The sequence below is a fragment of the Streptomyces cucumeris genome, from assembly GCF_024295805.1.
GTDB lineage: Bacteria > Actinomycetota > Actinomycetes > Streptomycetales > Streptomycetaceae > Streptomyces > Streptomyces cucumeris.
In genome coordinates this window covers 60728-82834 of record NZ_JANCLX010000039.1, presented here as the reverse complement: position 1 = coordinate 82834, position 22107 = coordinate 60728, and the positions used below count along the sequence as shown (strand labels likewise).

The window sequence follows — 22107 nt, the reverse complement described above, 5'->3', positions numbered from 1 at the left end:
CTCAAGGAGCGCAAGGACGGCTCCAAGATGACCGTACGCGTCGGACCGTCAGCTTCATAGTTCAACAAAACTGCGTTTTCGCAGGTCAAAACGGTAGCGGCCGTCGCCCCCTAGCGGGCGGCGGCCGTACGCGTTTAGATGCCCCTACGACCTTCTTATTGACACGACGTCTCACGGGGGACATGAACCGCAATGGCCGATGGAGGATTTACCAAGCTGCCCGGCGGCAGTGTGGTGGTCGCGATCACACTGCCGCGCCCGCTGGGCGAGGGCGGCGTCCGCGTCCTGGTCCACGCCGCCAACCGACAGCGCGCCCTGACCAGGCTGCGCAATCTCGGGCTCCGCGCCGTCTATCTGCGCGGCAACGCGGCACCGCCGACACCGGATGAGGTGACGGCGGTCCTGCACCATCCGGACGGGCTGGTCTGGCGCACCGCGCCGGACGGCGGCGGGGAGCTCTGGCACCCCATCGCCGCCCTGCTCAGGCCCCCGGCCGCGCAGGCGACCTAGATCTCGTCCTGAGGGACCGCGTGAGGGCCCCCGGCCGCTTCGGCGGCCTGGGGCCCTCGTGGCTGTTACCGCGGGTCAGACGACCGGGGTGCCGGTCAGCTCCACCCCCGCGGCCCGCATCTCGTCCACGGCCCGCCGGGTCGTCTTCTCGGCGACCCCGGCGGTCAGGTCCAGCAGGACATGGGTGCGGAATCCCTCACGCCGGGCGTCCAGCGCGGTGGCCCGCACACAGTGGTCGGTGGCGATGCCGACCACGTCCACCTCGGTCACCCCGCGGTCGCGCAGCCAGTGCGCCAGCAGGGTGCCGTGCTCGTCCTTGCCCTCGAAGCCGCTGTACGCGGCGGTGTACTCACCCTTGTCGAAGACCGCGGCGATCGCCCCGGAGAGGACCGCGGGCGCGAAGTTCGGATGGAAGCCGATGCCCTCGGTGCCCGCGACGCAGTGCGGCGGCCAGCTGTCCAGATAGTCCGGGTTGGTGGAGAAGTGGTCACCGGGGTCGATGTGGTGATCACGAGTGGCGACCACATGGCGGTAACCGGCAGTGGCGGCCCCGACCAGATCGGTGACGGCGGCGGCGACATCGGCCCCGCCCTTCACCGCGAGGCTGCCTCCCTCGCAGAAGTCGTTCTGGATGTCGACGACAATCAGTGCCCGGTGCATGACACATGCCTTCCGACGGAGGACGGACAGGACCGGGAAACGCCTCGGCCCGAAGCGGGTGATGTGGTAGTGGCTGTCACCGAGGGTAGACACTCGGCGCCGGATACGGCAGTGGGCATGAGCCTTGTCGCCCCCTCAGTTCCGCGGGTATTCGGTGGGGAGCACCGGCTCGCCCCGGGAGAGCTGGGTCGCCGACAGCGGCAGCCCCGCCCGCGCCACCCGGTGCCGGTCCCGTGCCGCGTCCAGCGGCTCGCGCCCGACGATCTCGCCGCCGCGCACCAGCTCCACCAGCAGCTCCTGTCCGGCCAGCTCCGGCGGGAGCGCGCCGCCGCCGACCACCTCGGCCTCGGCGACCCCGTCCGCGTCCAGCCGCCGCGCCGCCCATTTGCGGCCGCCCAGTGAACTCTTCGCGCCCATGGACTTCTTGGCCACCGGCAGCAGCGGCGACCCGGGTTCGTCCGAACCGGCCCGTGCGACCAGCTTGTAGACCATCGAGCAGGTGGGGTGGCCGCTGCCGGTGACCAACTGGGTGCCGACCCCGTACGCGTCGACCGGCGCCGCGGCCAGCGAGGCGATGGCGTACTCGTCGAGGTCGCTGGTGACCACGATCTTCGTGCCCTTGGCGCCCAGGTCGTCGAGCTGCTGGCGCACCCGGTGGGCGAGCAGCAGCAGATCGCCGGAGTCGATGCGCACCGCGCCCAGCTCCGTCCCCGCGACCTCCACCGCGCAGCGCACCGCCTCGGCCACGTCGAAGGTGTCCACCAGCAGGGTGGTGGCGCTGCCGAGTGAATCGACCTGGGCGGTGAAGGCGTCCCGCTCGGTGTCGTGCAGCAGGGTGAAGGCGTGGGCGCTGGTGCCCACGGTGGGGATGTTGTAGCGGAAGCCGGACGCGAGATCGGAGGTGCTGGCGAAGCCGCCGACGTACGCGGCGCGCGCGGCGGCCACGGCGGCCAGTTCATGGGTGCGCCGCGCGCCCATCTCGATCAGCGGGCGGTCGCCCGCGGCCACCGACATCCGGGACGCGGCGGCGGCCACCGCGGAGTCGTGGTTGAGGATGGAGAGGATGACGGTCTCCAGCAGCACCGCCTCGGCGAAACTGCCCTCCACCCGCATCACCGGGGAACCGGGGAAGTAGACCTCGCCCTCGGGGTAGCCCCAGATGTCGCCGGTGAAGCGGTAGTCGGCGAGCCAGGCGAGCGTCGGTTCGTCCACGATCCGGTGGTGCGCGAGGAAGTCGAGCACCGCTGTGTCGAAGCGGAAGTTCTCGACGGCGTCCAGCACGCGGCCGGTTCCCCCGACGACTCCGTAGCGACGGCCCTCCGGCAGCCGGCGGGTGAAGACCTCGAAGACCGAGCGGCGGTCGGCGGTGCCGGACCGCAGCGCGGCCTGGAGCATGGTGAGTTCGTACCGGTCGGTGAAGAGTGCGGTCGACGGCACGTCCACCGGCAGTCCCAAGTCCGCAGTGTCCATGGTCCCGATGCTACCCCATTTCTCGTCAGAGTGACGAGATCTGGGTGCCGGTGTGCGTGACGGCCCGTACGGGGTGGCAGCATTGGGGGTGTGAGCGTCCCCGTGGAGATCGAGCGTCCAGAATCCAGTGAAGCGCCGTCGATGGTGCCGGAGCCCGACGTTCCCTGGGTGACGGTGGTGCACAACGACCCCGTCAACCTCATGAGCTATGTGACATACGTCTTTCAGAGCTACTTCGGCTACTCCAAGGACAAGGCGCACCGACTGATGCTGGACGTCCACCACAAAGGCCGCGCGATCGTCTCGAGCGGCAGCCGCGAGGAGATGGAACGCGACGTGCAGGCGATGCACGGCTACGGCCTGTGGGCGACCCTCCAGCAGGAGCGCTGATGTCGGGACGATTCGAACCACTGCCCGGCGGCGGTGCCGCGCTCGCCCTGGACGAGGTCGAGATCTCCATCCTGCGCAGCCTGGCGATGCAGCTCGCCGAGCTGATCGGCCCCGGCGACCAGCCGGAGGGGCCGTCCGACCCGCTGGACGCGCTGTTCGCCGAGGGGCCCAGCAAACCGCCCGCCGACCCGGCGCTGGCCCGGCTGTTCCCGGACGCCTATATGGCGCCCGACGCGGAGCTGGGTGTGGACGAGGAGAAGGAGGCGCGGGCCGCCTCCGCCGAGTTCCGCCGCTTCACCGAGAACGATCTGCGGGCGCGCAAGCGCGATGACGCCCTGGCGATGGTGCGGGACCTGGACGCGCTGTCCTCGGCCGGGCTCAGCCGGGACCCGGCCGTCCTGGAGCTGGAGCCGCAGAAGGCCCGGCAGTGGCTCGGCGCCCTCAATGACCTGCGGCTGGCCATCGGCACCCGGCTCGAGGTGACGGATGACGAGGACGGCGGCGAACTGCTGGGGCTGCCGGACTCGGATCCCCGCAAACCGATGGTGATGGCGTACTTCTGGCTCGGCGGTCTCCAGGAGACCCTCGTGGAGACGCTCCTGTCGTAGTTACGGAGTGTTCGTTTAGAGGATGCTCAAGTCCGGATAACGATCGCGTCACCTCGGTGGCTCATTTTGTTCCTCCGGTTCACATTATGTCCGCTTCTTCCTGTGGTCTGCCCCACAAACGCCTGAGTGGATCAGTGCTGCCGGCGTGGTAAATCTTCACGATCGCCAGCCGCCACAGAAGGAAAGGCGCAGCAATATGACCTCAGTGGCTCCTGAAGAGGGCTATGAGCGCGGCCTCGGCAGCCGCCAGGTCCAGATGATCGCCATTGGTGGTGCCATCGGTGTCGGCCTGTTCATGGGCGCCGGTGCGAACATCGCCAAGGCGGGACCCAGCATCATCCTGATGTACGCCCTCGCCGGCGTGATCATCTTCTTCATCATGCGAGCGCTCGGCGAGCTGCTCCTCTACCGGCCGGTCTCGGGCTCCTTCGCGGAGTACGCCCGTGAGTTCCTCGGCCCGTTCTTCGGTTATGTCACCGGATGGACGTACTGGTTGATGTGGGTGGTGACCGGCATGGCCGAGCTCACCGCCGCGGCCATCTACGTCCACTTCTGGTTCCCCTCGATCCCGCAGTGGGTCAGCGCCCTGGTCTTCCTGGTGGTGCTCTTCGGGGTCAATCTGATCTCGGTCAAGATCTTCGGTGAGGTCGAGTTCTGGTTCTCGATGATCAAGGTCACCGCGATCATCGGCATGATCGTCATCGGTCTCGGTGTGCTCACCCTGGGCTTCTCCGACGCCGGTGACACCGCCGCCGCCTCGAACCTCTGGTCCCACCACGGCGTCTTCCCGAACGGCATCGGCGACAGCCTGATGACCCTCCAGGGCGTCATGTTCGCCTACCTGGCCGTCGAGCTCGTCGGCGTCACCGCCGGTGAGTCCGAGGACCCGGAGAAGACCCTGCCCAAGGCGATCAACACGCTGCCCTGGCGCATCCTGATCTTCTACGTCGGTGCGCTGGTGGTCCTGCTGGCGGTCGTGAAGTGGACCGAGTTCTCGGCGGGTGAGAGCCCCTTCGTGCACGCCTTCTCGAAGATCGGCATCCCCTTCGCGGCGGGCATCGTCAACTTCGTCGTCCTCACCGCGGCCCTGTCCTCGTGTAACTCCGGTATGTACTCCACCGGCCGGATGCTGCGTGACCTCGCCTCCAACAGCGAGGCCCCCGGGGCCTTCGGCAAGCTCAACTCCCGCAAGACCCCGGCCGTGGGCATCACCGTCTCCGTCGCCCTGATGGGCATCGGCGTGGTCCTCAACTACGTCGTCCCGGAGAAGGCGTTCACCTACGTCACCTCGGTCGCCACCGCCGCCGGTATCTGGGCGTGGATGATGATCCTCGTCAGCCACATCAAGTACCGCCGCGCGGTGGTCCAGGGCCGTCTCCCGGCCTCGTCCTTCCCGGCCCCGGGCGGTTCCGCCTTCAGCTGGGTGGCGCTGATCTTCCTGATCATGGTGACCGGCATGATCGCGTACGACAAGGACGCCCGCGTCTCGCTGTACGTCGGTGCCGGCTGGGCGGTCTGCCTGGTGATCGGCTGGATGGTGCTCAAGCGCCGCGGCCATGCCTCCGCCCTTCCCCGGGCCGAGCAGGGCGCCGAGGGCGAGAAGGAACTCGCCCGCAAGTAAGCGCACGGCGGTGCCCCTCCCGGGCACCGGCCGCGAAACGGGCCCCGGACCGCCGTCCGGGGCCCGTTCTCGTGTCCTCCGGTCCGCTTTCCTATTCTGTGGCCATGCTGACCATCACCCAGGCCCTCCGTGACCAGATCGTCGCGCACGCCCGCGCCGACCACCCCGACGAGGCGTGCGGCGTGATCGCGGGCCCGGCCGGGAGCGGCCGCCCCGAGCGGTTCATCCCCATGCTGAACGCGGCCCGCTCGCCCACGTTCTACGAGTTCGACTCCGGCGATCTGCTCAAGCTCTACCGTGAGATGGACGACCGCGACGAGGAGCCCGTCGTGATCTACCACTCGCACACCGCCACCGAGGCGTACCCCTCGCGCACCGACATCTCCTACGCCAATGAGCCCGGCGCCCACTACCTGCTGGTCTCCACCGCCGACGCGGACGGTGCGGGGGAGTTCCAGTTCCGTTCCTTCCGGATCGTGGACTGTGAGGTCACCGAGGAGCAGGTGGAGATCGTCGAGGCGTACTGAGCCCGGACCCGCGGCCCGGCGATCCCGGATGCCGATACCTACCCGTCCGTATCCCGGGACGCGCTTCCTGGGGCCCGAGCGGGAATCGATACGATGAGTCCATGGTTTTCGATGATGTGAGCGACAAGACGCCGGGCATGCTGCTCGTGGCGCGGCTCCACGTCGACCTGTGCAGGCTCGCCAGCGCGATCTGTCCGCACCGCGCCGTGGCCGCCTGACCCCGCGGCACCCGTACAGCCAGCCCTGCCCGGCGCCGTCGTGCGCACCCCTCACGCCCGCCCGGAGCCCCTCCGGGACCCGCCTTCCACCCCGCCCTCCGACAGGAGCCCCTGACATGGCCATCGAGGTCCGCATCCCGACCATCCTCCGCACCTACACCGACGGCCAGAAGGCGGTCGAGGGCAGCGGGACCACGCTCGCCGAGCTCTTCGCCGACCTCGAGTCCCGGCACGGCGGCATCCAGGAGCGCCTGGTCGACGGCGGCGAGCTGCGCCGCTTCGTCAACGTCTACCTGAACGACGAGGACGTCCGGTTCCTGGACGGCATCTCCACCAAGCTCTCGGACGGCGACAGCGTGACGATCCTCCCGGCAGTCGCCGGCGGGATGCGCTGATGCGGTACGACAGTCCCCTCGCCGCGGTCGGCAACACGCCGCTCGTCCGCCTGCCGCGGCTCTCGCCCTCCTCCGACGTGCGGATCTGGGCGAAGCTGGAGGACCGCAACCCGACCGGCTCGATCAAGGACCGCCCCGCGCTCCACATGATCGAACAGGCCGAGAAGGACGGCCGGTTGACCCCGGGCTGCACCATCCTGGAGCCCACCTCCGGCAACACCGGTATCTCGCTCGCCATGGCGGCCAAGCTCAAGGGCTACCGCATCGTGTGTGTGATGCCGGAGAACACCAGTGAGGAGCGGCGCAAGCTGCTCGCCATGTGGGGTGCGGAGATCATCTCCTCGCCCGCCGCGGGAGGCTCCAACACAGCCGTCCGGGTGGCCAAGGAGCTCTCCGCCGAGCACCCCGACTGGGTGATGCTCTACCAGTACGGGAACCCGGACAACGCGGGCGCCCACTACGCCACCACCGGTCCGGAGATCCTGGCCGACCTGCCCTCGATCACCCACTTCGTGGCCGGACTCGGCACCACCGGCACCCTGATGGGCGTCGGCCGCTTCCTGCGCGAGAACAAGCCGGACATCCAGATCGTGGCCGCCGAGCCGCGCTACGACGACGTGGTCTACGGCCTGCGCAACCTGGACGAGGGGTTCGTCCCCGAGCTGTACGACGAGTCCGTCCTCACCACCCGCTTCTCCGTGGGCTCCGAGGACGCGGTCTCCCGCACCCGTGAACTCCTCGCCGAGGAGGGCATCTTCGCGGGCGTGTCCACCGGTGCCGCGCTGCACGCCGCCCTCGGGGTGGCCCGCAAGGCGGAGCGGGCGGGCGAGAGCGCCGACGTGGTCTTCGTGGTCGCCGACGGTGGCTGGAAGTACCTGTCCACCGGCGTCTACACGGCGGCCACCACCGAGGAGGCGATCGAGACGCTGCACGGCCAGCTCTGGGCGTAGCGGACCGCGGGAGGGCCGCGCGGGCCCTGGCGGACCGCGGAGGGGCCGCGGGGGGCGGCGGAAGCCGGGTCCCTTCGGCTCCGTCCTGGTGATTCCGCCCACAACGCGGGCCCATGGAGGAGCTACCTGGGCTTTAGCGCCTTACGCTCGTGGGCACCGCATGACCCCCCGCACCCGCCCATGGCCATCGGCATGGGGACCCCTCAAGGAGGTTCCTGCTCCATGAAGCTCACCGTCGTCGGATGCTCAGGGTCGTTCCCGTCCGCGGAATCGGCCTGTTCGAGCTACCTCGTAGAGGCCGACGGCTTCCGGCTGCTCCTCGACATGGGCAATGGCGCCCTCGGCGAGTTGCAGCGCCACTGCGGTCTCTACGACCTCGACGCCGTACTCCTCTCCCATCTGCACCCCGACCACTGCATCGACATGTGCGGATACTTCGTGGCGCGCTACTACCGCCACGACGGCGGACGCGCCGAGGCGATCCCCGTGTACGGACCGGAGGACACCGAGCGGCGGCTGGTGCAGGCGTATGACGACGTGCCCGACGAGAAGGCGATGCGGGAGGTCTTCGACTTCCGCACCCTGGCGCCGGGCAGCTTCGAGGTCGGCCCGTTCACGGTGCGCACCGAACGGGTCTGCCACCCGGTGGAGGCGTTCGGCTTCCGGATCGAGCACGGCGGGCGCACGCTGGTCTACTCGGGCGACACCGGTCCCTGTGAGGCCCTGGTGGGGCTGGCCCGGGACGCGGACCTCTTCCTGTGCGAGGCGGCCTTCACACACGGCAAGGAGGACATCCCGGGGCTGCACCTCAACGGGCGCCAGGCGGGCGAGCACGCCCGGCGCGCGGAGGCGGCCTCGCTGGTGCTGACGCATATCCCGCCGTGGACGGATCCGCAGATCAACCAGCGGGACGCACAGGTGGTCTTCGGGGGCCCGGTGGAGCTGGCGAAGGCGGGCGCGGTCTACGAGGTCTAGCCGGCCCCGGTGTGACACCGAATGGTAAAATCAGACATCTCAGTCCGAAGCTGACATCTCTGGTCTATTCGTATCGCCTTCCGCCATGAGCCGCTTCCGAGCCGGTACCGCACGACGCACGGCCGCCCTGGTGTCGTGCGCGGCCCTGCTGATCGGGGGCTGTGCCGCACCCCCGGCTCTCACGGCCCTCTCCGGCCCCGCGTCACCGCCCGCGGCGACGGCGGAGACCGCATCCGGACCCACCTCACCGGCGCTCAGGCCGATCGATCCGGCCCGGTTCCGGGCCGCCGTGGAGCGTGCGGCCAAGAAGCTGATGGTGCCCGGCGCGGTGGTCCAACTCCGCACCCCCCAGGGGAACTTCCGGGCGGCCGTCGGCACGGCCGAGCGGGGCGTCGCGGAACCGCCCACCACACGTGACCACTTCCGGATCGCCTCCAACACCAAGACCATGACCGCGGCGCTGATCGGTCTCCTCGCCCAGGACGGCAGGCTCCGGCTGAGCGATCCGGTGTCCGACTACGTCCCCGGGGTGCCGGGCGGCGAACGCATCACCCTTGAGCAGCTCCTGACGATGCGCAGCGGTCTCTACAACTACACCGACGCACCCGGACTCGCGACGTCCCTGGACGTCGACCCCGGCAGGGCGAGGACGCCGCGGGCCATGCTGGACATCGCGTTCCGCCACCCGCCGGACTTCCCGCCCGGCACGTCCTACGCGTACAGCAACACCAACTACGTACTGCTGGGCCTCGTCGCCGAGAAGGCGGGCGGGCGCCCGCTGGCCCGGCAGTTCCAGGACCGGCTGTTCACCCCGCTCGGTCTGACCGGGACCTCGCTGCCGGGTGTCGAGGACCGGTCCCTCCCCGCTCCCTACGCACACGGCTATATGTACGGCGGTACGGCCTACGCGCTGGTCGACCGGCCCTATCCGGCAGACGTACGGGCGGCGGCGAGGTCCGGGAAGCTCCGCCCGGTGGACTACACCCACCAGAACCCCTCCTACGCCACCGCCGCCGGGGGCGTCATCTCCACCGCGGACGACCTGTCCACCTGGATCCGGGCGCTGGTGACGGGGAAGGTGTTCGGCCACGCGTTCCAGCGGCAGTGGCTCCACAGCCCGCGGGCCGAGGATCCGGGCGCGCGCGACGGGCAGGAGTACGGGTACGGCATCGCCCACCAGCGCTTCGGCCCCGACGCCGCGATGTACTACCACGGCGGTGAACTCCCCGGGTACAACTCCTTCATCGGCTATGACCCGGACCATCGGGTCACCCTCGTGATCTGGACGAACCTGACCGTGTCGCCCGGCGGCCGGGCCACCGCCATCGCCCTGCTGCCGACCGTCCTCAATCAGGTCTACGCCGGACTCTCCCTGCCCACGGGCGGTGGGTAGCGGCCCCGCTGGGGCCGCGGACGCGACTCGCCCCGCACCGGGACGGTTCCCGGGGCGGGGCGAGGGGAGTTCACGGGGTGACCGGCGGGGCGTCAGCCCTTCTTGCCGCTCTCGGCGGTCGCCGCGGCGTCGTCCACCGTGTCGTCCGGTTCCCGGCCCGGGGTCGGGATGTTGAACTTTGTGATCACGAAGCGGAACACCACGTAGTAGAGGACGCCGAAGGCCAGTCCGATCGGGATGATCATCCAGGCCTTCTCGCTGTGCGACCACCCCAACAGGTAGTCGAAGAGGCCGCCGGAGAAGGTGAAGCCGCTGCGGATGCCCAGCGCCCAGGTCAGCGCCATGGAGACACCGGTCAGCACCGCGTGGATGCCGTAGAGCACCGGCGCGATGAACATGAACGAGAACTCGATCGGCTCGGTGACACCGGTCACGAAGGCGGTCAGCGAGACCGAGAGCATCATGCCCATCACGGCCTTGCGGCGCTCGGGGCGGGCGCAGTGCGCGATGGCCAGACCGGCGGCGGGCAGGGCGAACATCATGATCGGGAAGAAGCCGGTCATGAACATTCCGGCGGTCGGGTCGTCATGGAAGTAGCGCGCGCTGTCGCCGTGCCAGGTGTGGCCCGCCGAGGTGAAGTCACCGAACTGGAACCAGGCGTAGGTGTTCAGCAGCATGTGCATACCGACGGGTATCAGCAGCCGGTTGACCACACCGAAGATCCCGGAGCCCACCGCCCCGTTGTCCGAGAGCCACTCGGAGAAGTTGTTGAGGCCGTCGCCGATCGGCGCCCAGAGGTAGCCGAAGGCCACACCGTAGAGCAGCCCCGCGAAGGACATCAGGATGGGGATGAAGCGGCGGCCGCTGAAGAAGCCCAGCCAGTCCGGGAGCCGGGTGCGGTGGTACTTCTCCCACAGCACCGCGGCGGTGATGCCGACCACGATGCCGCCGAGCACGCCCGGGTCCTGCGGTTTGCCGGTGACGTCGCTGACGAAGCCGGTCAGCACGTTCTTGTAGACGAGGAAGCCGACGAGGCCGGCGATGGCGGTGGTGCCGTCCGACTTCTTCGCGAAGCCGATGGCCACGCCGATGCAGAAGAGCAGGGCCAGGTTCTCGAAGAGCGCGCCGCCCGCGTGGGCGAAGATCTCCGCCAGCTTGTTCCAGCCGAGGCCCTCCTTGCCGAACACATCGTCCTGGCCGAGACGGCTCAGGATGCCCGCGGCGGGCAGTGCGGCGACGGGCAGCTGGAGGCTGCGGCCGATCTTCTGCATACCCTTGATCAGACCGGCACCCCGCTTCTGGGCGGGCGCAGCCGAGGCGGTGGCCGTACTCATCGGATTCCTCCTGGTGAGGCGGGCTCTCGATAAGGGGGGCGGCCCGCAGTATGGTCTACACCACAAGTGGTGTAGACCTGTTGTAGCACGTGAGGATCCGATAAAGGAATCCATTGTTCCTTGTGGTCTGAACCACCGATGTCCAGGGGGTCAGGGTGCCATCCCGGGTATCAACCCGCATAATGGTGTAGACCACTTGGGAGGGCGACCATCATGGCCCTGCGAAGGTGGGCCGGCGTGGTTAACGTGGATGAACCGCTCGCCGGTATCCCGGAATCCCGAAGGGCCGAGACAACAGGAGTGGACATGGCCAGCAAGGCTGAGAAGATCGTCGCGGGGCTCGGCGGACTCGACAACATCATCGAGGTCGAGGGCTGCATCACGCGCCTGCGCACCGAGGTCAAGGACCCCTCCCTCGTCGACGAGGCCGTCCTGAAGGCCGCGGGCGCACACGGTGTGGTGAAGATGGGCACCGCGATCCAGGTCGTCATCGGCACCGACGCCGACCCCGTCGCCGCCGATATCGAGGACATGATGTGACCACCCCGTGAGTCACGGCTCCGTCCTGTGAGGGCCCCGTTCCGACCGGACCGGGGCCCTTCGCGTTCCCGATAGGCTCATCCCATGTCTCGTATCGACGGCCGCACCCCCGATCAGCTCCGCCCCGTCACCATCGAACGCGGATGGAGCAAGCACGCCGAGGGCTCCGTCCTCGTCTCCTTCGGCGACACCCGAGTGCTGTGCACCGCGAGCGTCACCGAGGGCGTGCCGCGCTGGCGCAAGGGCAGTGGCGAGGGCTGGGTCACCGCCGAGTACGCGATGCTCCCGCGTGCCACCAACACCCGCGGCGACCGCGAATCGGTCCGCGGCAAGATCGGCGGCCGCACCCATGAGATCTCCCGCCTCATCGGCCGCTCGCTGCGTGCCGTGATCGACTACAAGGCGCTCGGCGAGAACACCGTCGTACTGGACTGCGATGTCCTCCAGGCCGACGGAGGTACCCGCACCGCCGCCATCACCGGCGCCTATGTGGCCCTCGCCGACGCCCTCGAATGGGCCCGCGGCAAGAAGCTGATCAAGGCGTCCCGGCAGCCGCTCACCGGCACCGTCGCCGCCGTGAGCGTCGGCATCATCGACGGCGTTCCCATGCTCGACCTCTGCTACGAGGAGGACGTCCGCGCCGAGACCGACATGAACGTCGTCTGCACCGGTGACGGCCGCTTCGTCGAGGTGCAGGGCACCGCCGAGGGCGAGCCCTTCGCCCGTGACGAGCTCAACGCCCTGCTCGACCTCGCCGTCGCGGGCTGCGGCTCGCTGGCCGGGATGCAGCGCGCGGCGCTCTCCGACGAGGGCTGAGCCCCCGCGGGGGCGGGACTAGGGAAACGCGGGAGATTGAGTAATCGACCGGGCAACTCCCACCCGGGCCCCCGGCGTGTAGTCAGGTAGCACACAGACCGATCCACGGTCCCGGGGTCCGCGTCCGCGCGCCCCGGGGCCGCTTCACGGGAGGAACCGTTCCATGGCCGCGCGCCGTCCCCATCGCCGTACCACCGCCACCCTCGCTCTCGCCGCCGTCGCCCTCACCGTCCCCCTGGCCGTGGGGTGCAGCGCCGTGGAGAAGGCCTTCGACTGCGCCCAGCTCGCGGTCGACATATCCAACGACGTCGACAAGCTCCAGAAGGCCGTGAGCGGTGTGGCGTCCGACCCCACCCAGGCCAACGAGGCCGTCGACAGCCTCGACAAGGACATCGACAAGCTGGACGACCGCACCGACAACGAGGACGTCAAGAAGGCCGTCAACCACCTCCAGACGGCCGTGCACAACGTCAAGAAGGACCTCGACAAGGGCAACACCCCCGATATGACCGCGGTCAAGGAAGCCACGAGCGAGCTGACCAAGGAATGCAGCCCCTGATCGCCCCTCGATAATCGAGAGCTATGGAACGCTCTGAGGGACAACCCCCGCACCCCCGCCGTCTGATCCTGGCCACCCGCAACGCCTACAAGATCACCGAACTCCGCTCGATCCTCGGTGAATCCGGGCTCGATGTGGAACTCGTGGGCGCCGACTCCTATCCGGAGGTCCCGGATGTCAAGGAGACCGGCGTGACCTTCGCGGAGAACGCCCTCCTCAAGGCGCACGCCCTGGCCCAGGCCACCGGACACCCCGCCATCGCCGATGACTCCGGCCTGTGCGTGGACGTCCTCGGCGGCGCCCCGGGGATCTTCTCGGCCCGCTGGTCCGGCCGCCACGGTGACGACCGTGCCAACCTGGAGCTCCTGCTCGCCCAGGTGGCCGACGTCCCGGACGAGCACCGCGGCGCGCACTTCGCGTGCGCCGCCGCCCTCGCCCTCCCCGACGGCACCGAACGCGTCGTCTCCGGCCGCCTCAGCGGAACGCTCCGTCATAAGCCCACCGGCGGCGGCGGTTTCGGCTACGACCCGATCCTCCAGCCCCACGGCGAAACGCGCACCTGCGCCGAGCTGACCCCTGAGGAGAAGAACGCCATCAGCCACCGCGGCAAGGCCTTCCGCGCCATCACCCCGGTGGTCCGCGAACTGCTGGGCTGAGCGACGACGAAGGCGCGGCACCCGTCTGGGTGCCGCGCCTTCCGCGATGGGCCCGGTGGGACTCGAACCCACGACACACCGGACCTAAACCGGCGCCCTCTAGCCAGCTGGGGTACGGGCCCGCGGCGCAACTCTACTGCGTGCCGATTCCCTGACGCCACGTGGTAGTGCCTGCTCGCCGGGTGGCGAAGGTCCTGGTCTGGCTGTGGCAGGACGGGCAGAGATACCGCAGATTCCCGATGCGGTTGTCCAGCCGGTCGCCATTGACGTGATCGATCTCCAGCACGAGCCGCCGACCCCGCCAGCGGTCGCCCGTTCCGCACGCGACACAGACGCGGGGGACGCCACTCTCGTCCAGCGCCCGCCGCAACAGCGGGGTCTTCGTGCGTGCGGCTCCCGGTCGAAGCTTCCGGAGGATCGCGGTGGGAGGCTTGCGCCGGGGCGAGGGGCGGCCGCGCTGATGTCCTTGGCCGACGAAGTGATTGGTGGAGATCGCGTGAGAGGCGATGCTCCGCCGCACCAGGGCACGCCCCGCGCCGCCGACCGGGATCCCGAGACGGCGAAGCACTTCCGCCAGGCTGTAAGAATGCGAGACGGCGTGTTCCAACGAGTCCCGGGGAAGTATCCGCTGCGGACCTCGTCCTCGGCGGCCCGTGAAATGCGTCGTGTCGATGCCGAATTGGTCCAGCTTCCTTCTGAGATGGCTGTACGCGCTGTCGTAGTACGGGATGCCGAGGAACGTGAGCATGTCGCGGACGCTGTGACTGCGCACAGCGGCTTCCTCGAGGCGGTCCTTGGTGTAGACCGCTCGCGGCCGTATCGGCAACGGCTCCTCGATGAAGTGGGTCGTGTCGATGCCGTAGTGGTCGAGGCGGCCGCGCAGGTAGCGCCGTGCTCCGCTGCCCAGGGGGACGTTGAGCCTGCGCATCAGGTCCACCAGACTGCGGGATTCGGCTGCCGCGCGAGCCAGCAGGTCCGGGGTGTACACAGAGCGCTGATTCACGTCGCCCCCGGCCGCTTGCGGCCTCGGTATGTGTCGGTCACAGCATGGCAGTTGGGACAGAGGAGCCGCAGATTTGCCGGGCGGTTGTCCCACCACTCGCCATTGATGTGATCAACCTCGTGGCGCAATGGCTTTCCATTCCATTCCGGCCCTGTCCCGCAGAGGGCGCACGTCTCTGGAAGCCCGCGCCGGAGGAGCTCGTTCCGCAGCCGTGCCCCGGAAATCCTTCCGTCCGACGGCGATCCCCGTACGAGCCGGTCCCGGGTCGCTCTCCTGGGGCGCCGGGAAGGCTGGGACGAGAAGTGTGAGGTGTCGACCCCGAGGGCGGCGATACGCCGCCCGATATGGGCCTGGTTGCCACCTACCGGGCTGATTCCCAGATGGCGCACGACCTCCGCCACGCTGCTGGAGCGTGCGACGAGGTCCCGGAGCGTTCCGTCGCTGTGACGCGTCCAAGAGGTCCGGAGGTGGGCGGTGCCGATCCCCTCCTCGGCGAGCCTGCGGCGGAGGTAGCTCCGGCTGCCGGGTGTAGGCCTGCCACCGCACCGGCGTATGACGTCATCGATCGTGCGCGCGGTCCCCACCACCTCTGCCAGCGTCTCGCGCGTATACCTGGCGGCCATGGCGTCCCTCCCCGTATGCGACCACCTGTCGCACTCTCGCACTGAGTAACGAATCGCCATTCGGAAGGTCACGCACACAAGAGAAGGTCCCGCCCCCGAGCGGGGCGGGACCTTCCTGGAAGGGGTGTCAGAGCCCCAGGTCCTTGATGATCTTGGCTACGTGGCCGGTGGCCTTGACGTTGTAGAGGGCGCGTTCGACCTTGCCGTGTTCGTCGACGATCACGGTGGAGCGGATGACGCCGGTGACGACCTTGCCGTAGAGCTTCTTCTCGCCGTAGGCGCCGTAGGACTCGAGGGTCTGCTTGGAGGGGTCGCCGAGCAGGGTGACCTTGAGGTTCTCCTTCTCGCGGAACTTCGCCAGCTTCTCCGGGGAGTCGGGGGAGATGCCGATGACGTCGTAGCCGTGGCCGGAGAGGAAGGCGAGGTTGTCGGTGAAGTCGCACGCCTGCTTGGTGCAGCCGGGGGTGAGGGCGGCGGGGTAGAAGTAGACGATGACCTTGCGGCCGGCGTGGTCGGCGAGCGAGACCTCCTTGCCGTCCGCGTCGGGGAGGGTGAAGGCGGGGGCGGTGTCGCCGGGCTGAAGACGCTCGCTCATGGTTCGGGTGCTCCTCGTGGCATCGGGTACATACCGACATTAGCCAGCTTTGCGACCGGGGGTGCCATGGGGCGGCTCCGGGGAGGAGCTGACAGACTGTCCATCACGGAATCATCGAGACTGACGGAGGCAGCGCGGTGTCGGATGCCAGGACCCCTGCGCAGATCGAGGCGGACATCGTCCGCAGGCGGCAGGAGCTCGCCGTGACGCTCGACGAGATCGGGGTGCGGCTGCACCCGAAGACGATCGTCGGGGACGCGAAGGCGAAGGCGGCGTCGGCCGTGGACCGGACCGCCGGGCGGGCGTATGTCTCGGCGAACCGCATGGTCACGAATGTGCGCGGCCAGCTCGTCGGCGAGGACGGCGCGCCCCGGATGGAGCGGATCGTGCCGGTCGCGCTGGTCGTGGTGGGGCTGGTCGGGCTGCTGACCATGTCCTCGCGGCGCCGCCGGGGCTGATCCGCCCCGGTTCCGGTGCGGGCCGGGCCCGCCCTGGGGCTTCGGCGTGCCCCGCGGCCAGGTACGGTCATGTCGTGAGTACGAACACGTCCCATGACAAGCTGCCCATCCGGATGCTGCACGACCGGGTGCTGGTCCGTACCGACATCCCGGAGGGCGAGCGCCGGTCCACCGGCGGCATCGTCATCCCCGCGACCGCGGCGGTCGGCAAGCGGCTGGCCTGGGCCGGGGTGGTCGCGGTCGGGCAGAGCGTACGGACCGTGGAGCCGGGCGACCGGGTGCTCTACGACCCGGAGGACCGGGCCGAGGTCGAGGTCCGCGGGGTCGCCTACGTGCTGATGCGGGAGCGCGATCTGCATGCGGTGGCCGCCGAGCGGCTGGAGGGCGCGGAGGACTCCACGGGGCTGTATCTGTAGCGGACGAAAGAGCGGTCCGTTCCACGCGACGGAGGGTGGTGACCTGGTCACCACCCTCCGTCGCGTCTGTCAGCCGCCGCCGTCGTCCTGGCCGCCGCCGGGATCCTCCTCGCCGCCGCCCTCGTCGCCCTCGCCGCCGCCACCGGGGTCCTCGACCGGTGGCTCACCGGTCGGCAGTCCGGTGGGCGGGTCGAAGGTCGGGATGTCGGTGGGCAGGTCCGGCAGGTCGGTGGGCAACTCGGGGACCGAGGTGTCCGGCGGGGTGGTGTCCGGGGGTGTGGTCACCACCGGCGGCGGGCTGGTCGGGGTGTCCGGGGTGGCCGGGACGTCGTCCGGGGCGCCGCTGCCGTCCTCCAGCCGCAGGTCGAACTCGGTCGCGGCCTCTCCCTCCAGTGCGCTCCCGGTGTACTCGGCCCAGATCTCGGCGGGATAGCCGCCGCCGTTGATCCGGTCCAGTCCGGTCGCCCCGTACAGCGGCTTCTGCACCCCGGTGTTGGAGTCCTGGCCCATCACGGCCACGACGGTCGCCAGGTCCGGGGTGTAGCCCGCGAACCAGGCCGCCTTGTCCTCCTCCGCGGTGCCGGTCTTGCCCGCCGCCGGGCGCTCGGCGGCCTGCGCCGCGGTGCCGGTGCCGCCGTCGACGACGCTCTGCAGCACCTGGGTGGTGGAGTCGGCGGCGGCCCGCGGAATGGCCTGGCGGGTGTCCCGGGACGGCAGTGTGACCTGCGCACCGTCCTTGGTGATCTCCTTCACCAGGGCGTAGTGCCCGTGCCTGCCGTGGTTGGCGAGGGTCGCGTACGCCTCGGTCATGTCCAGCACGCTGGCGGTGGCCGGGCCCAGCGCGATGGAGGGGGAGGCGTGCAGATCGGGGGTCTTCTCGGGGATGCCGAGGTCGAGCGCGGTCTGCTTGACCTTGCGCGGGCCGACGTCCTCGGCCATCTGTGCGTAGACCGAGTTCACCGAGTTGTCGGTGGCCGCGGTGACGTCGATGTCGCCGTAGTCCACATCGTCCTCGTTGGCGGGGGAGTAGCCGGTCGGGCCGTCCCGGCCGATCACCTCGCGCTTGTTGTCGCCGTTGTAGAGGGTGTCCGGCGTGATGGTCTGGCCGTCCTGGGTGGTGGCCCCGTGGTGCACCGCCGAGGTGAACACGAAGGGCTTGAAGGTGGAGCCCACCTGGTAGTCGCGCCGGGTGGCGTTGTTGACGAACTGCTTGGTGTAGTCGATGCCGCCGTAGAGCGCGACCACCTCACCGGTCTTGGGGTCGATCGAGGCGCCGCCCGCGCGGACGTAGGAGTCGACCTTCCGGTCCTTGCTGAGCCTGCTCATCAGGCGGTCGCGCACGGCCTCGGTGAAGGCGTCCTGCCGGTCGGGGTCGATCGTGGTGGTGATGCGGTAGCCGCCGCGCGCCAGGGTCTGTTCGTCGATGATCCCGTTGCTGGTGAGGTAGTCCTGGACGGCCTCGATCAGATAGCCGCGCTGGCCGGAGAGACCGGAGGCGGCGCGGGCCGCGGTGGGCGCGGGGAAGGTCATCTCCTGCCGCTCGGCCCGGCTCAGCCAGCCCTTCTTGACCATGCCGTCCAGGACGTAGTTCCAGCGAGCCACGGCCTGCCGTTTGTTCTGCGGGTGGGCGATGACGTCATAGGCGCTGGGGGCGTTGAGCAGGGTGGCCAGATACGCGCTCTGGGCGGTGTCGAGCTGGTCGATGTCCCTGCCGTAGTACGCCTGGGCGGCGGCCTGGATGCCGTAGGCGTTGCGCCCGAAGTAGCTGGTGTTGAGGTAGCCCTCGAGGATCTTGTCCTTGCTCACCTCGCGATCGAGCTTGATCGCGATGAAGAACTCCTTGGCCTTCCGGGTGACGGTCTGTTCCTGGTCCAGGTAGTAGTTCTTCACGTACTGCTGGGTGATGGTGGAGCCGGACTGCTTGCCCTTGCCGGTGGCGGTGTTCCAGCCGGCCCGGACCATCGCCACGGGGTTGATCGCCGACTCGGAGTAGAAGTCCCGGTCCTCGGCGGCCAGCACCGCGTGCTGGGTGGCTTTGGGCACCTGGCTGAGCTGGACGTTCTCCCGGTTGACCTTGCCCTCGCGGGCCAGCGGACTGCCGTCGGAGTAGAGGAAGACATTGCTCTGGGCGATGGCGGCCTTGTTGGCCGGGGGGATGTCGACGAGCAGATAGCCGGTGACGAGTCCGCCCGCGACCAGGGCGACGATCAGCAGGAAGCCGCCCAGCACCATCCGCCAGGTGGGGATCAGACGGCGCCAGCCGGTCCGGCGGGGACGACCTTTTCTTCCCTTACGGGACTTTCCGGACATGCCGCCGCTATTGCCTCTGCCACTCGGGCCGCCTGTGCCGGCTGCGCCGCCGACGATCAGCTGGGGCTCGTCGCTCATGTCTTCTGAGACTCCTCGGCCGCCGTCGAGGGTTGCGCCGCGGCGGAATCGTACATGGATGGGCGATTCACGTCGTACGCCCCAGAAAACACTGTCGCATCATCCGTTCCGGCCCGCGGCCCGGGCACGCACCCGTGATGGGTCTGTGACCGCCTGAAAGGATGATTTCCCTCACACCTTCCGGTGAAAAACCCGTGGCCCCATCTCCCGCGCCAGGACTAGGCTCCTGAACTTTGGTGCCACGGAGGGGGGAACGGGCGGATGCGGCTGTACGCGGCCGTCGCGGTGAGCGCCTTCAAGCGCTACGCGACCTACCGGATCGCGACCGTGGCCGGGGTGTTCACCAACACCGTCTTCGGCTTCATCCTCGCGTACACCTACACCGCGCTGTGGGACGAACGCCCGCACCTGGGCGGCTATGACCTCGCCCAGGCGCTGACCTTCGTCTGGCTGGGGCAGGCGCTGCTCGCGGCCACCGCGCTGATGGGCGGCGGCTTCCAGGAGGAGCTCCAGGAGCGCATCCGCTCCGGTGACATCGCCGTGGACCTCTACCGTCCGGTCGACCTCCAGCTCTGGTGGCTGGCGGGGGACCTGGGGCGGGCGCTGTTCCAGCTTCTCGCCCGCGGTGTGGTGCCGCTGCTCCTCGGTGCGCTGGCCTTCCGGCTCACCCTGCCCGCCTCACCGTTGACCTGGCTGTGGTTCCTGGTGTCGGTGACGCTCGGGGTGTGCGTGGGGTTCGCGGTGCGCTATCTGGTGGCGCTGGCCGCCTTCTGGCTGCTCGACGGCACCGGGCTGACGATGCTCAGCGGACTGCTGTGCCTGTTCTTCTCCGGCATGATCCTGCCGCTGCACGTCTTCCCGGGGCAGCTCGGCGAAGTGGCCCGTGCGCTGCCCTGGTCGGCGATCCTCCAGGTGCCCGCCGATGTCTTCCTGGAGCGGCACCGGGGGTCCGGACTGCTGTGGGCGTTCGGCTTCCAGACCGCGTGGGCGGCGGTGCTGTTCGCGGCCGGACGACTGCTCCAGTCGGTCGCCACCCGGAAGGTGGTGGTCCAGGGTGGGTGACCGTACCGCCGACCGGGGGGACGGCTCCCGGCTCATCCAGGGTGTGCGCGCCTACGGGCTGATCGTGGGGATGTGGGTGCGCTCGACGATGGCGTACCGCACCTCGTTCCTCATCATGACGCTGGGGAACCTCGCCGCGACCGCGCTGGACTTCGTGGCCATCGCGCTGATGTTCTCGCACGTCCGGACCCTCGGCGGGTTCACCCTGCCCGAGGTGGCCCTGCTCTACGGCACCACCAGCACCGCCTTCGGCCTCGCCGATCTGCTGCTCGGCAATATGGAGCGGATCGGCCGGCGGGTGCGCGACGGCACGATGGACACCCTGCTGGTGCGGCCGGTGCCGATCCTCGCCCAGGTGGCCGCCGACCGGTTCGCGCTGCGCAGGCTCGGCCGGATCACCCAGGGAGCGGCGCTGCTGGGCTGGGCGCTGGTCCGGCTGGACATCGACTGGACGGTGGACCGGGTGCTGCTGGTGCCGGTGATGCTGCTGAGCGGCGGCGCCATCTTCGGATCGGTGTTCGTCCTCGGCGGCGCCTTCCAGTTCTGGGCCACGGACGCCAGTGAGGTGCAGAACTCGGTGACCTACGGCGGGAACACCCTGCTGCAGTACCCGCCCACGATCTTCGCCAAGGAGCTGCTGCGCGGCGTCACCTTCGTCATTCCGCTCGCCTTCGTCAACTGGCTGCCCGCGCTGCACATCCTGGGCCGGCCCGATCCGCTGGGCCTGCCCGGCTGGATCGGGTTCGCCGCACCGCTGGTCGCGGCCGGATGCGCGGCGGTGGCGGGGCTGGCCTGGCGGGCGGGGCTGCGGGCCTACCAGAGCACGGGGAGCTGAGGGATGGACAGGACGGACGGGCCGGGCGGCACCGGCGGCTCCGGCGAGGCCCTGATCGAGCTGGACGGTGTCGAGAAGGTCTTCGAGGTGCGCCGCCGCGCCGGGCTGCTGCGCCGCGAGCGGCGCCAGGTGCGCGCCGTGGACGGCATCAGCTTCCGGGTGCGGGCCGGTGAGATGGTCGGCTACATCGGGCCCAACGGCGCCGGGAAGTCCACCACCATCAAGATGCTGACGGGCATTCTGCTGCCCAGCGGTGGGCGGCTGAGGGTCGCCGGGATCGACCCCTCGCGGGAGCGGACCCGGCTCGCCCGCCGTATCGGCGTGGTCTTCGGCCAGCGCACCACCCTGTGGTGGGATCTGCCGCTGCGGGACTCCTACGCCCTGGTGCGGCGGATGTACCGGATCCCGGACGCCCGGTACCGGGAGAACCTGGACCGCTGTGTGGAACGGCTGGACCTCGGCGCGCTGCTGGAGGTGCCGGTGCGTCAGCTCTCACTCGGCCAGCGGATGCGCGGGGACATCGCGGCGGCGCTGCTGCACGATCCGGAGGTGCTGTACCTGGACGAGCCGACCATCGGGCTCGATGTGGTGAGCAAGGCCAAGGTGCGGGAGTTCCTGCGGGACCTGAACGCCGAGCGCGGCACCACCGTGCTGCTGACCACCCATGACCTCACCGACATCGAACAGTTGTGCCGCCGGGTGATGGTGATCGACCACGGCCGTCTGGTCCATGACGGCGGGCTGGACGCGCTGCATGCGGTGGGCGACAGCGAACGCACCCTGGTGGTCGACCTGGAGCGGGAGATGGCGCCCATCGAGATCCCCGGCGCCCGGACGGTGCGGGTCGAAGGGCCGCGGCAGTGGCTGGCGTTCCCGGCGACGAGCAGCGCGGCGCCGGTGGTGGCCGCGGTGGCCGACGGCTATCCGCTGGTGGACCTCTCGCTGCGGGAGCCGGATATCGAGGACGTCATCGCGCGGATGCTGGAGTCCGCCCGGCGCGAGCGCCCCGCCGCGGTGCCCGGTGCCGGTGCCGGCGTCGTCGCCGACCCCGCCGGTGACGCGGCCGGAGCCCCCGGAACATGACACCGCCCGCGCCCGCCGGGCC

26 protein-coding genes and 1 tRNA gene are annotated in these 22107 nt (G+C 69.7%); 19 read left to right on the top strand and 8 right to left on the bottom strand.

Annotated elements, in window-relative coordinates; genetic code table 11:
* Positions 1–192: 192 nt before the first annotated feature.
* Positions 193–510 carry a hypothetical protein gene (locus NMK44_RS36370; protein WP_254751322.1) on the top strand — a complete coding sequence of 106 codons (318 nt, stop codon included), beginning with the start codon at positions 193–195 and terminating at the stop codon, positions 508–510.
* Between the two features lie 75 nt (positions 511–585).
* On the opposite strand, the gene NMK44_RS36365 is transcribed toward NMK44_RS36370, so the two are convergent.
* Together NMK44_RS36365 and NMK44_RS36360 are read right to left on the bottom strand one after the other, a co-directional pair.
* Positions 586–1170, bottom strand: a complete 585-nt coding sequence (locus tag NMK44_RS36365) for an isochorismatase family protein (RefSeq protein WP_254751320.1) — start codon at positions 1168–1170, stop codon at positions 586–588.
* Between the two features lie 135 nt (positions 1171–1305).
* Complete coding sequence (locus tag NMK44_RS36360) at positions 1306–2640, bottom strand: nicotinate phosphoribosyltransferase (RefSeq protein ID WP_254751318.1); 1335 nt, start codon at positions 2638–2640, stop codon at positions 1306–1308.
* Positions 2641–2721: 81 nt separating this feature from the next.
* Here NMK44_RS36360 and clpS point away from each other — a divergent pair, with 81 nt between their 5' ends.
* From clpS to NMK44_RS36320, 9 genes are all read left to right on the top strand, one after another.
* Positions 2722–3030 (top strand): ATP-dependent Clp protease adapter ClpS, encoded by a 309-nt coding sequence (gene clpS, locus NMK44_RS36355; protein ID WP_254751341.1) that lies wholly within the window; start codon positions 2722–2724, stop codon positions 3028–3030.
* Complete coding sequence (locus NMK44_RS36350; RefSeq protein ID WP_254751316.1) at positions 3030–3638, top strand: DUF2017 domain-containing protein; 609 nt, start codon at positions 3030–3032, stop codon at positions 3636–3638. The genes clpS and NMK44_RS36350 overlap by 1 nt, the downstream gene beginning before the upstream one ends.
* 196 nt (positions 3639–3834) lie before the next feature.
* Positions 3835–5259, top strand: coding sequence for an amino acid permease (locus tag NMK44_RS36345; protein WP_254751314.1), 1425 nt, complete (start codon positions 3835–3837; stop codon positions 5257–5259).
* 104 nt (positions 5260–5363) lie between these two features.
* Positions 5364–5786 (top strand): M67 family metallopeptidase, encoded by a 423-nt coding sequence (locus tag NMK44_RS36340; protein ID WP_254751311.1) that lies wholly within the window; start codon positions 5364–5366, stop codon positions 5784–5786.
* Positions 5787–5887: 101 nt separating this feature from the next.
* Positions 5888–6004: a putative leader peptide gene (locus NMK44_RS42825; RefSeq protein ID WP_362444060.1), complete on the top strand. Its 117-nt coding sequence runs from the start codon at positions 5888–5890 to the stop codon at positions 6002–6004.
* Positions 6005–6120: 116 nt separating this feature from the next.
* On the top strand, positions 6121–6399 hold the full coding sequence (locus NMK44_RS36335; protein ID WP_254751309.1) for a MoaD/ThiS family protein: 279 nt from the start codon (positions 6121–6123) through the stop codon (positions 6397–6399).
* Complete coding sequence (locus NMK44_RS36330; protein ID WP_254751307.1) at positions 6399–7349, top strand: PLP-dependent cysteine synthase family protein; 951 nt, start codon at positions 6399–6401, stop codon at positions 7347–7349. Before NMK44_RS36335 ends, NMK44_RS36330 begins: the two co-directional genes overlap by 1 nt.
* A gap of 222 nt (positions 7350–7571) precedes the next feature.
* Positions 7572–8324: an MBL fold metallo-hydrolase gene (locus tag NMK44_RS36325; protein ID WP_254751304.1), complete on the top strand. Its 753-nt coding sequence runs from the start codon at positions 7572–7574 to the stop codon at positions 8322–8324.
* An 85-nt stretch (positions 8325–8409) separates the two neighbouring features.
* Complete coding sequence (locus NMK44_RS36320; protein ID WP_254751302.1) at positions 8410–9717, top strand: serine hydrolase domain-containing protein; 1308 nt, start codon at positions 8410–8412, stop codon at positions 9715–9717.
* A 92-nt stretch (positions 9718–9809) separates the two neighbouring features.
* Here the strand turns inward: NMK44_RS36320 and NMK44_RS36315 are convergent, their stop codons facing one another.
* On the bottom strand, positions 9810–11051 hold the full coding sequence (locus tag NMK44_RS36315) for a PTS transporter subunit EIIC (RefSeq protein ID WP_254751300.1): 1242 nt from the start codon (positions 11049–11051) through the stop codon (positions 9810–9812).
* A 213-nt stretch (positions 11052–11264) separates the two neighbouring features.
* Between NMK44_RS36315 and NMK44_RS36310 the strand changes: the two genes are divergently transcribed.
* The 4 genes from NMK44_RS36310 to rdgB all read left to right on the top strand — a co-directional run bounded on the left by NMK44_RS36310 (position 11265) and on the right by rdgB (position 13622).
* Complete coding sequence (locus NMK44_RS36310; protein ID WP_302889026.1) at positions 11265–11591, top strand: PTS sugar transporter subunit IIB; 327 nt, start codon at positions 11265–11267, stop codon at positions 11589–11591.
* An 84-nt stretch (positions 11592–11675) separates the two neighbouring features.
* Positions 11676–12407 carry a ribonuclease PH gene (gene rph, locus NMK44_RS36305; protein WP_254751296.1) on the top strand — a complete coding sequence of 244 codons (732 nt, stop codon included), beginning with the start codon at positions 11676–11678 and terminating at the stop codon, positions 12405–12407.
* Between the two features lie 163 nt (positions 12408–12570).
* Positions 12571–12966, top strand: coding sequence for a hypothetical protein (locus NMK44_RS36300; RefSeq protein WP_254751294.1), 396 nt, complete (start codon positions 12571–12573; stop codon positions 12964–12966).
* A gap of 23 nt (positions 12967–12989) precedes the next feature.
* The gene (rdgB, locus tag NMK44_RS36295) at positions 12990–13622 is read left to right on the top strand and encodes an RdgB/HAM1 family non-canonical purine NTP pyrophosphatase (RefSeq protein ID WP_254751292.1); all 633 of its coding nucleotides are present in this window, start codon (positions 12990–12992) and stop codon (positions 13620–13622) included.
* Between the two features lie 47 nt (positions 13623–13669).
* Here rdgB and NMK44_RS36290 read toward each other — a convergent pair.
* The 4 genes from NMK44_RS36290 to bcp form a co-directional block, all read right to left on the bottom strand.
* A tRNA-Leu gene (locus NMK44_RS36290) sits at positions 13670–13744 on the bottom strand.
* Positions 13745–13755: 11 nt separating this feature from the next.
* Positions 13756–14610: an HNH endonuclease signature motif containing protein gene (locus NMK44_RS36285; RefSeq protein ID WP_308358728.1), complete on the bottom strand. Its 855-nt coding sequence runs from the start codon at positions 14608–14610 to the stop codon at positions 13756–13758.
* 11 nt (positions 14611–14621) lie between these two features.
* A complete protein-coding gene (locus NMK44_RS36280; RefSeq protein ID WP_254751290.1) occupies positions 14622–15248 on the bottom strand; it encodes an HNH endonuclease signature motif containing protein in 627 nt (208 codons plus the stop codon).
* Positions 15249–15375: 127 nt separating this feature from the next.
* Positions 15376–15843, bottom strand: a complete 468-nt coding sequence (gene bcp, locus NMK44_RS36275) for a thioredoxin-dependent thiol peroxidase (protein ID WP_254751288.1) — start codon at positions 15841–15843, stop codon at positions 15376–15378.
* Positions 15844–15980: 137 nt separating this feature from the next.
* On the opposite strand from bcp, the gene NMK44_RS36270 reads away from it, so the two are divergent.
* Both NMK44_RS36270 and NMK44_RS36265 read left to right on the top strand, forming a co-directional pair.
* On the top strand, positions 15981–16301 hold the full coding sequence (locus NMK44_RS36270) for a DUF3618 domain-containing protein (RefSeq protein ID WP_254751286.1): 321 nt from the start codon (positions 15981–15983) through the stop codon (positions 16299–16301).
* 113 nt (positions 16302–16414) lie between these two features.
* The gene (locus NMK44_RS36265; protein WP_254751336.1) at positions 16415–16717 is read left to right on the top strand and encodes a GroES family chaperonin; all 303 of its coding nucleotides are present in this window, start codon (positions 16415–16417) and stop codon (positions 16715–16717) included.
* A 69-nt stretch (positions 16718–16786) separates the two neighbouring features.
* Here NMK44_RS36265 and NMK44_RS36260 read toward each other — a convergent pair whose 3' ends face one another.
* The gene (locus NMK44_RS36260) at positions 16787–19105 is read right to left on the bottom strand and encodes a transglycosylase domain-containing protein (protein ID WP_254751284.1); all 2319 of its coding nucleotides are present in this window, start codon (positions 19103–19105) and stop codon (positions 16787–16789) included.
* A 261-nt stretch (positions 19106–19366) separates the two neighbouring features.
* Here NMK44_RS36260 and NMK44_RS36255 point away from each other — a divergent pair, with 261 nt between their 5' ends.
* The 3 genes from NMK44_RS36255 (at position 19367) to NMK44_RS36245 (ending at position 22085) form a co-directional block, all read left to right on the top strand.
* Positions 19367–20167, top strand: a complete 801-nt coding sequence (locus NMK44_RS36255; RefSeq protein ID WP_254751282.1) for an ABC transporter permease — start codon at positions 19367–19369, stop codon at positions 20165–20167.
* Between the two features lie 70 nt (positions 20168–20237).
* Positions 20238–21002 (top strand): ABC transporter permease, encoded by a 765-nt coding sequence (locus NMK44_RS36250; RefSeq protein ID WP_254751332.1) that lies wholly within the window; start codon positions 20238–20240, stop codon positions 21000–21002.
* Positions 21003–21005: 3 nt separating this feature from the next.
* Positions 21006–22085, top strand: a complete 1080-nt coding sequence (locus NMK44_RS36245) for an ABC transporter ATP-binding protein (protein WP_254751280.1) — start codon at positions 21006–21008, stop codon at positions 22083–22085.
* The last annotated feature ends 22 nt before the right edge of the window (positions 22086–22107 follow it).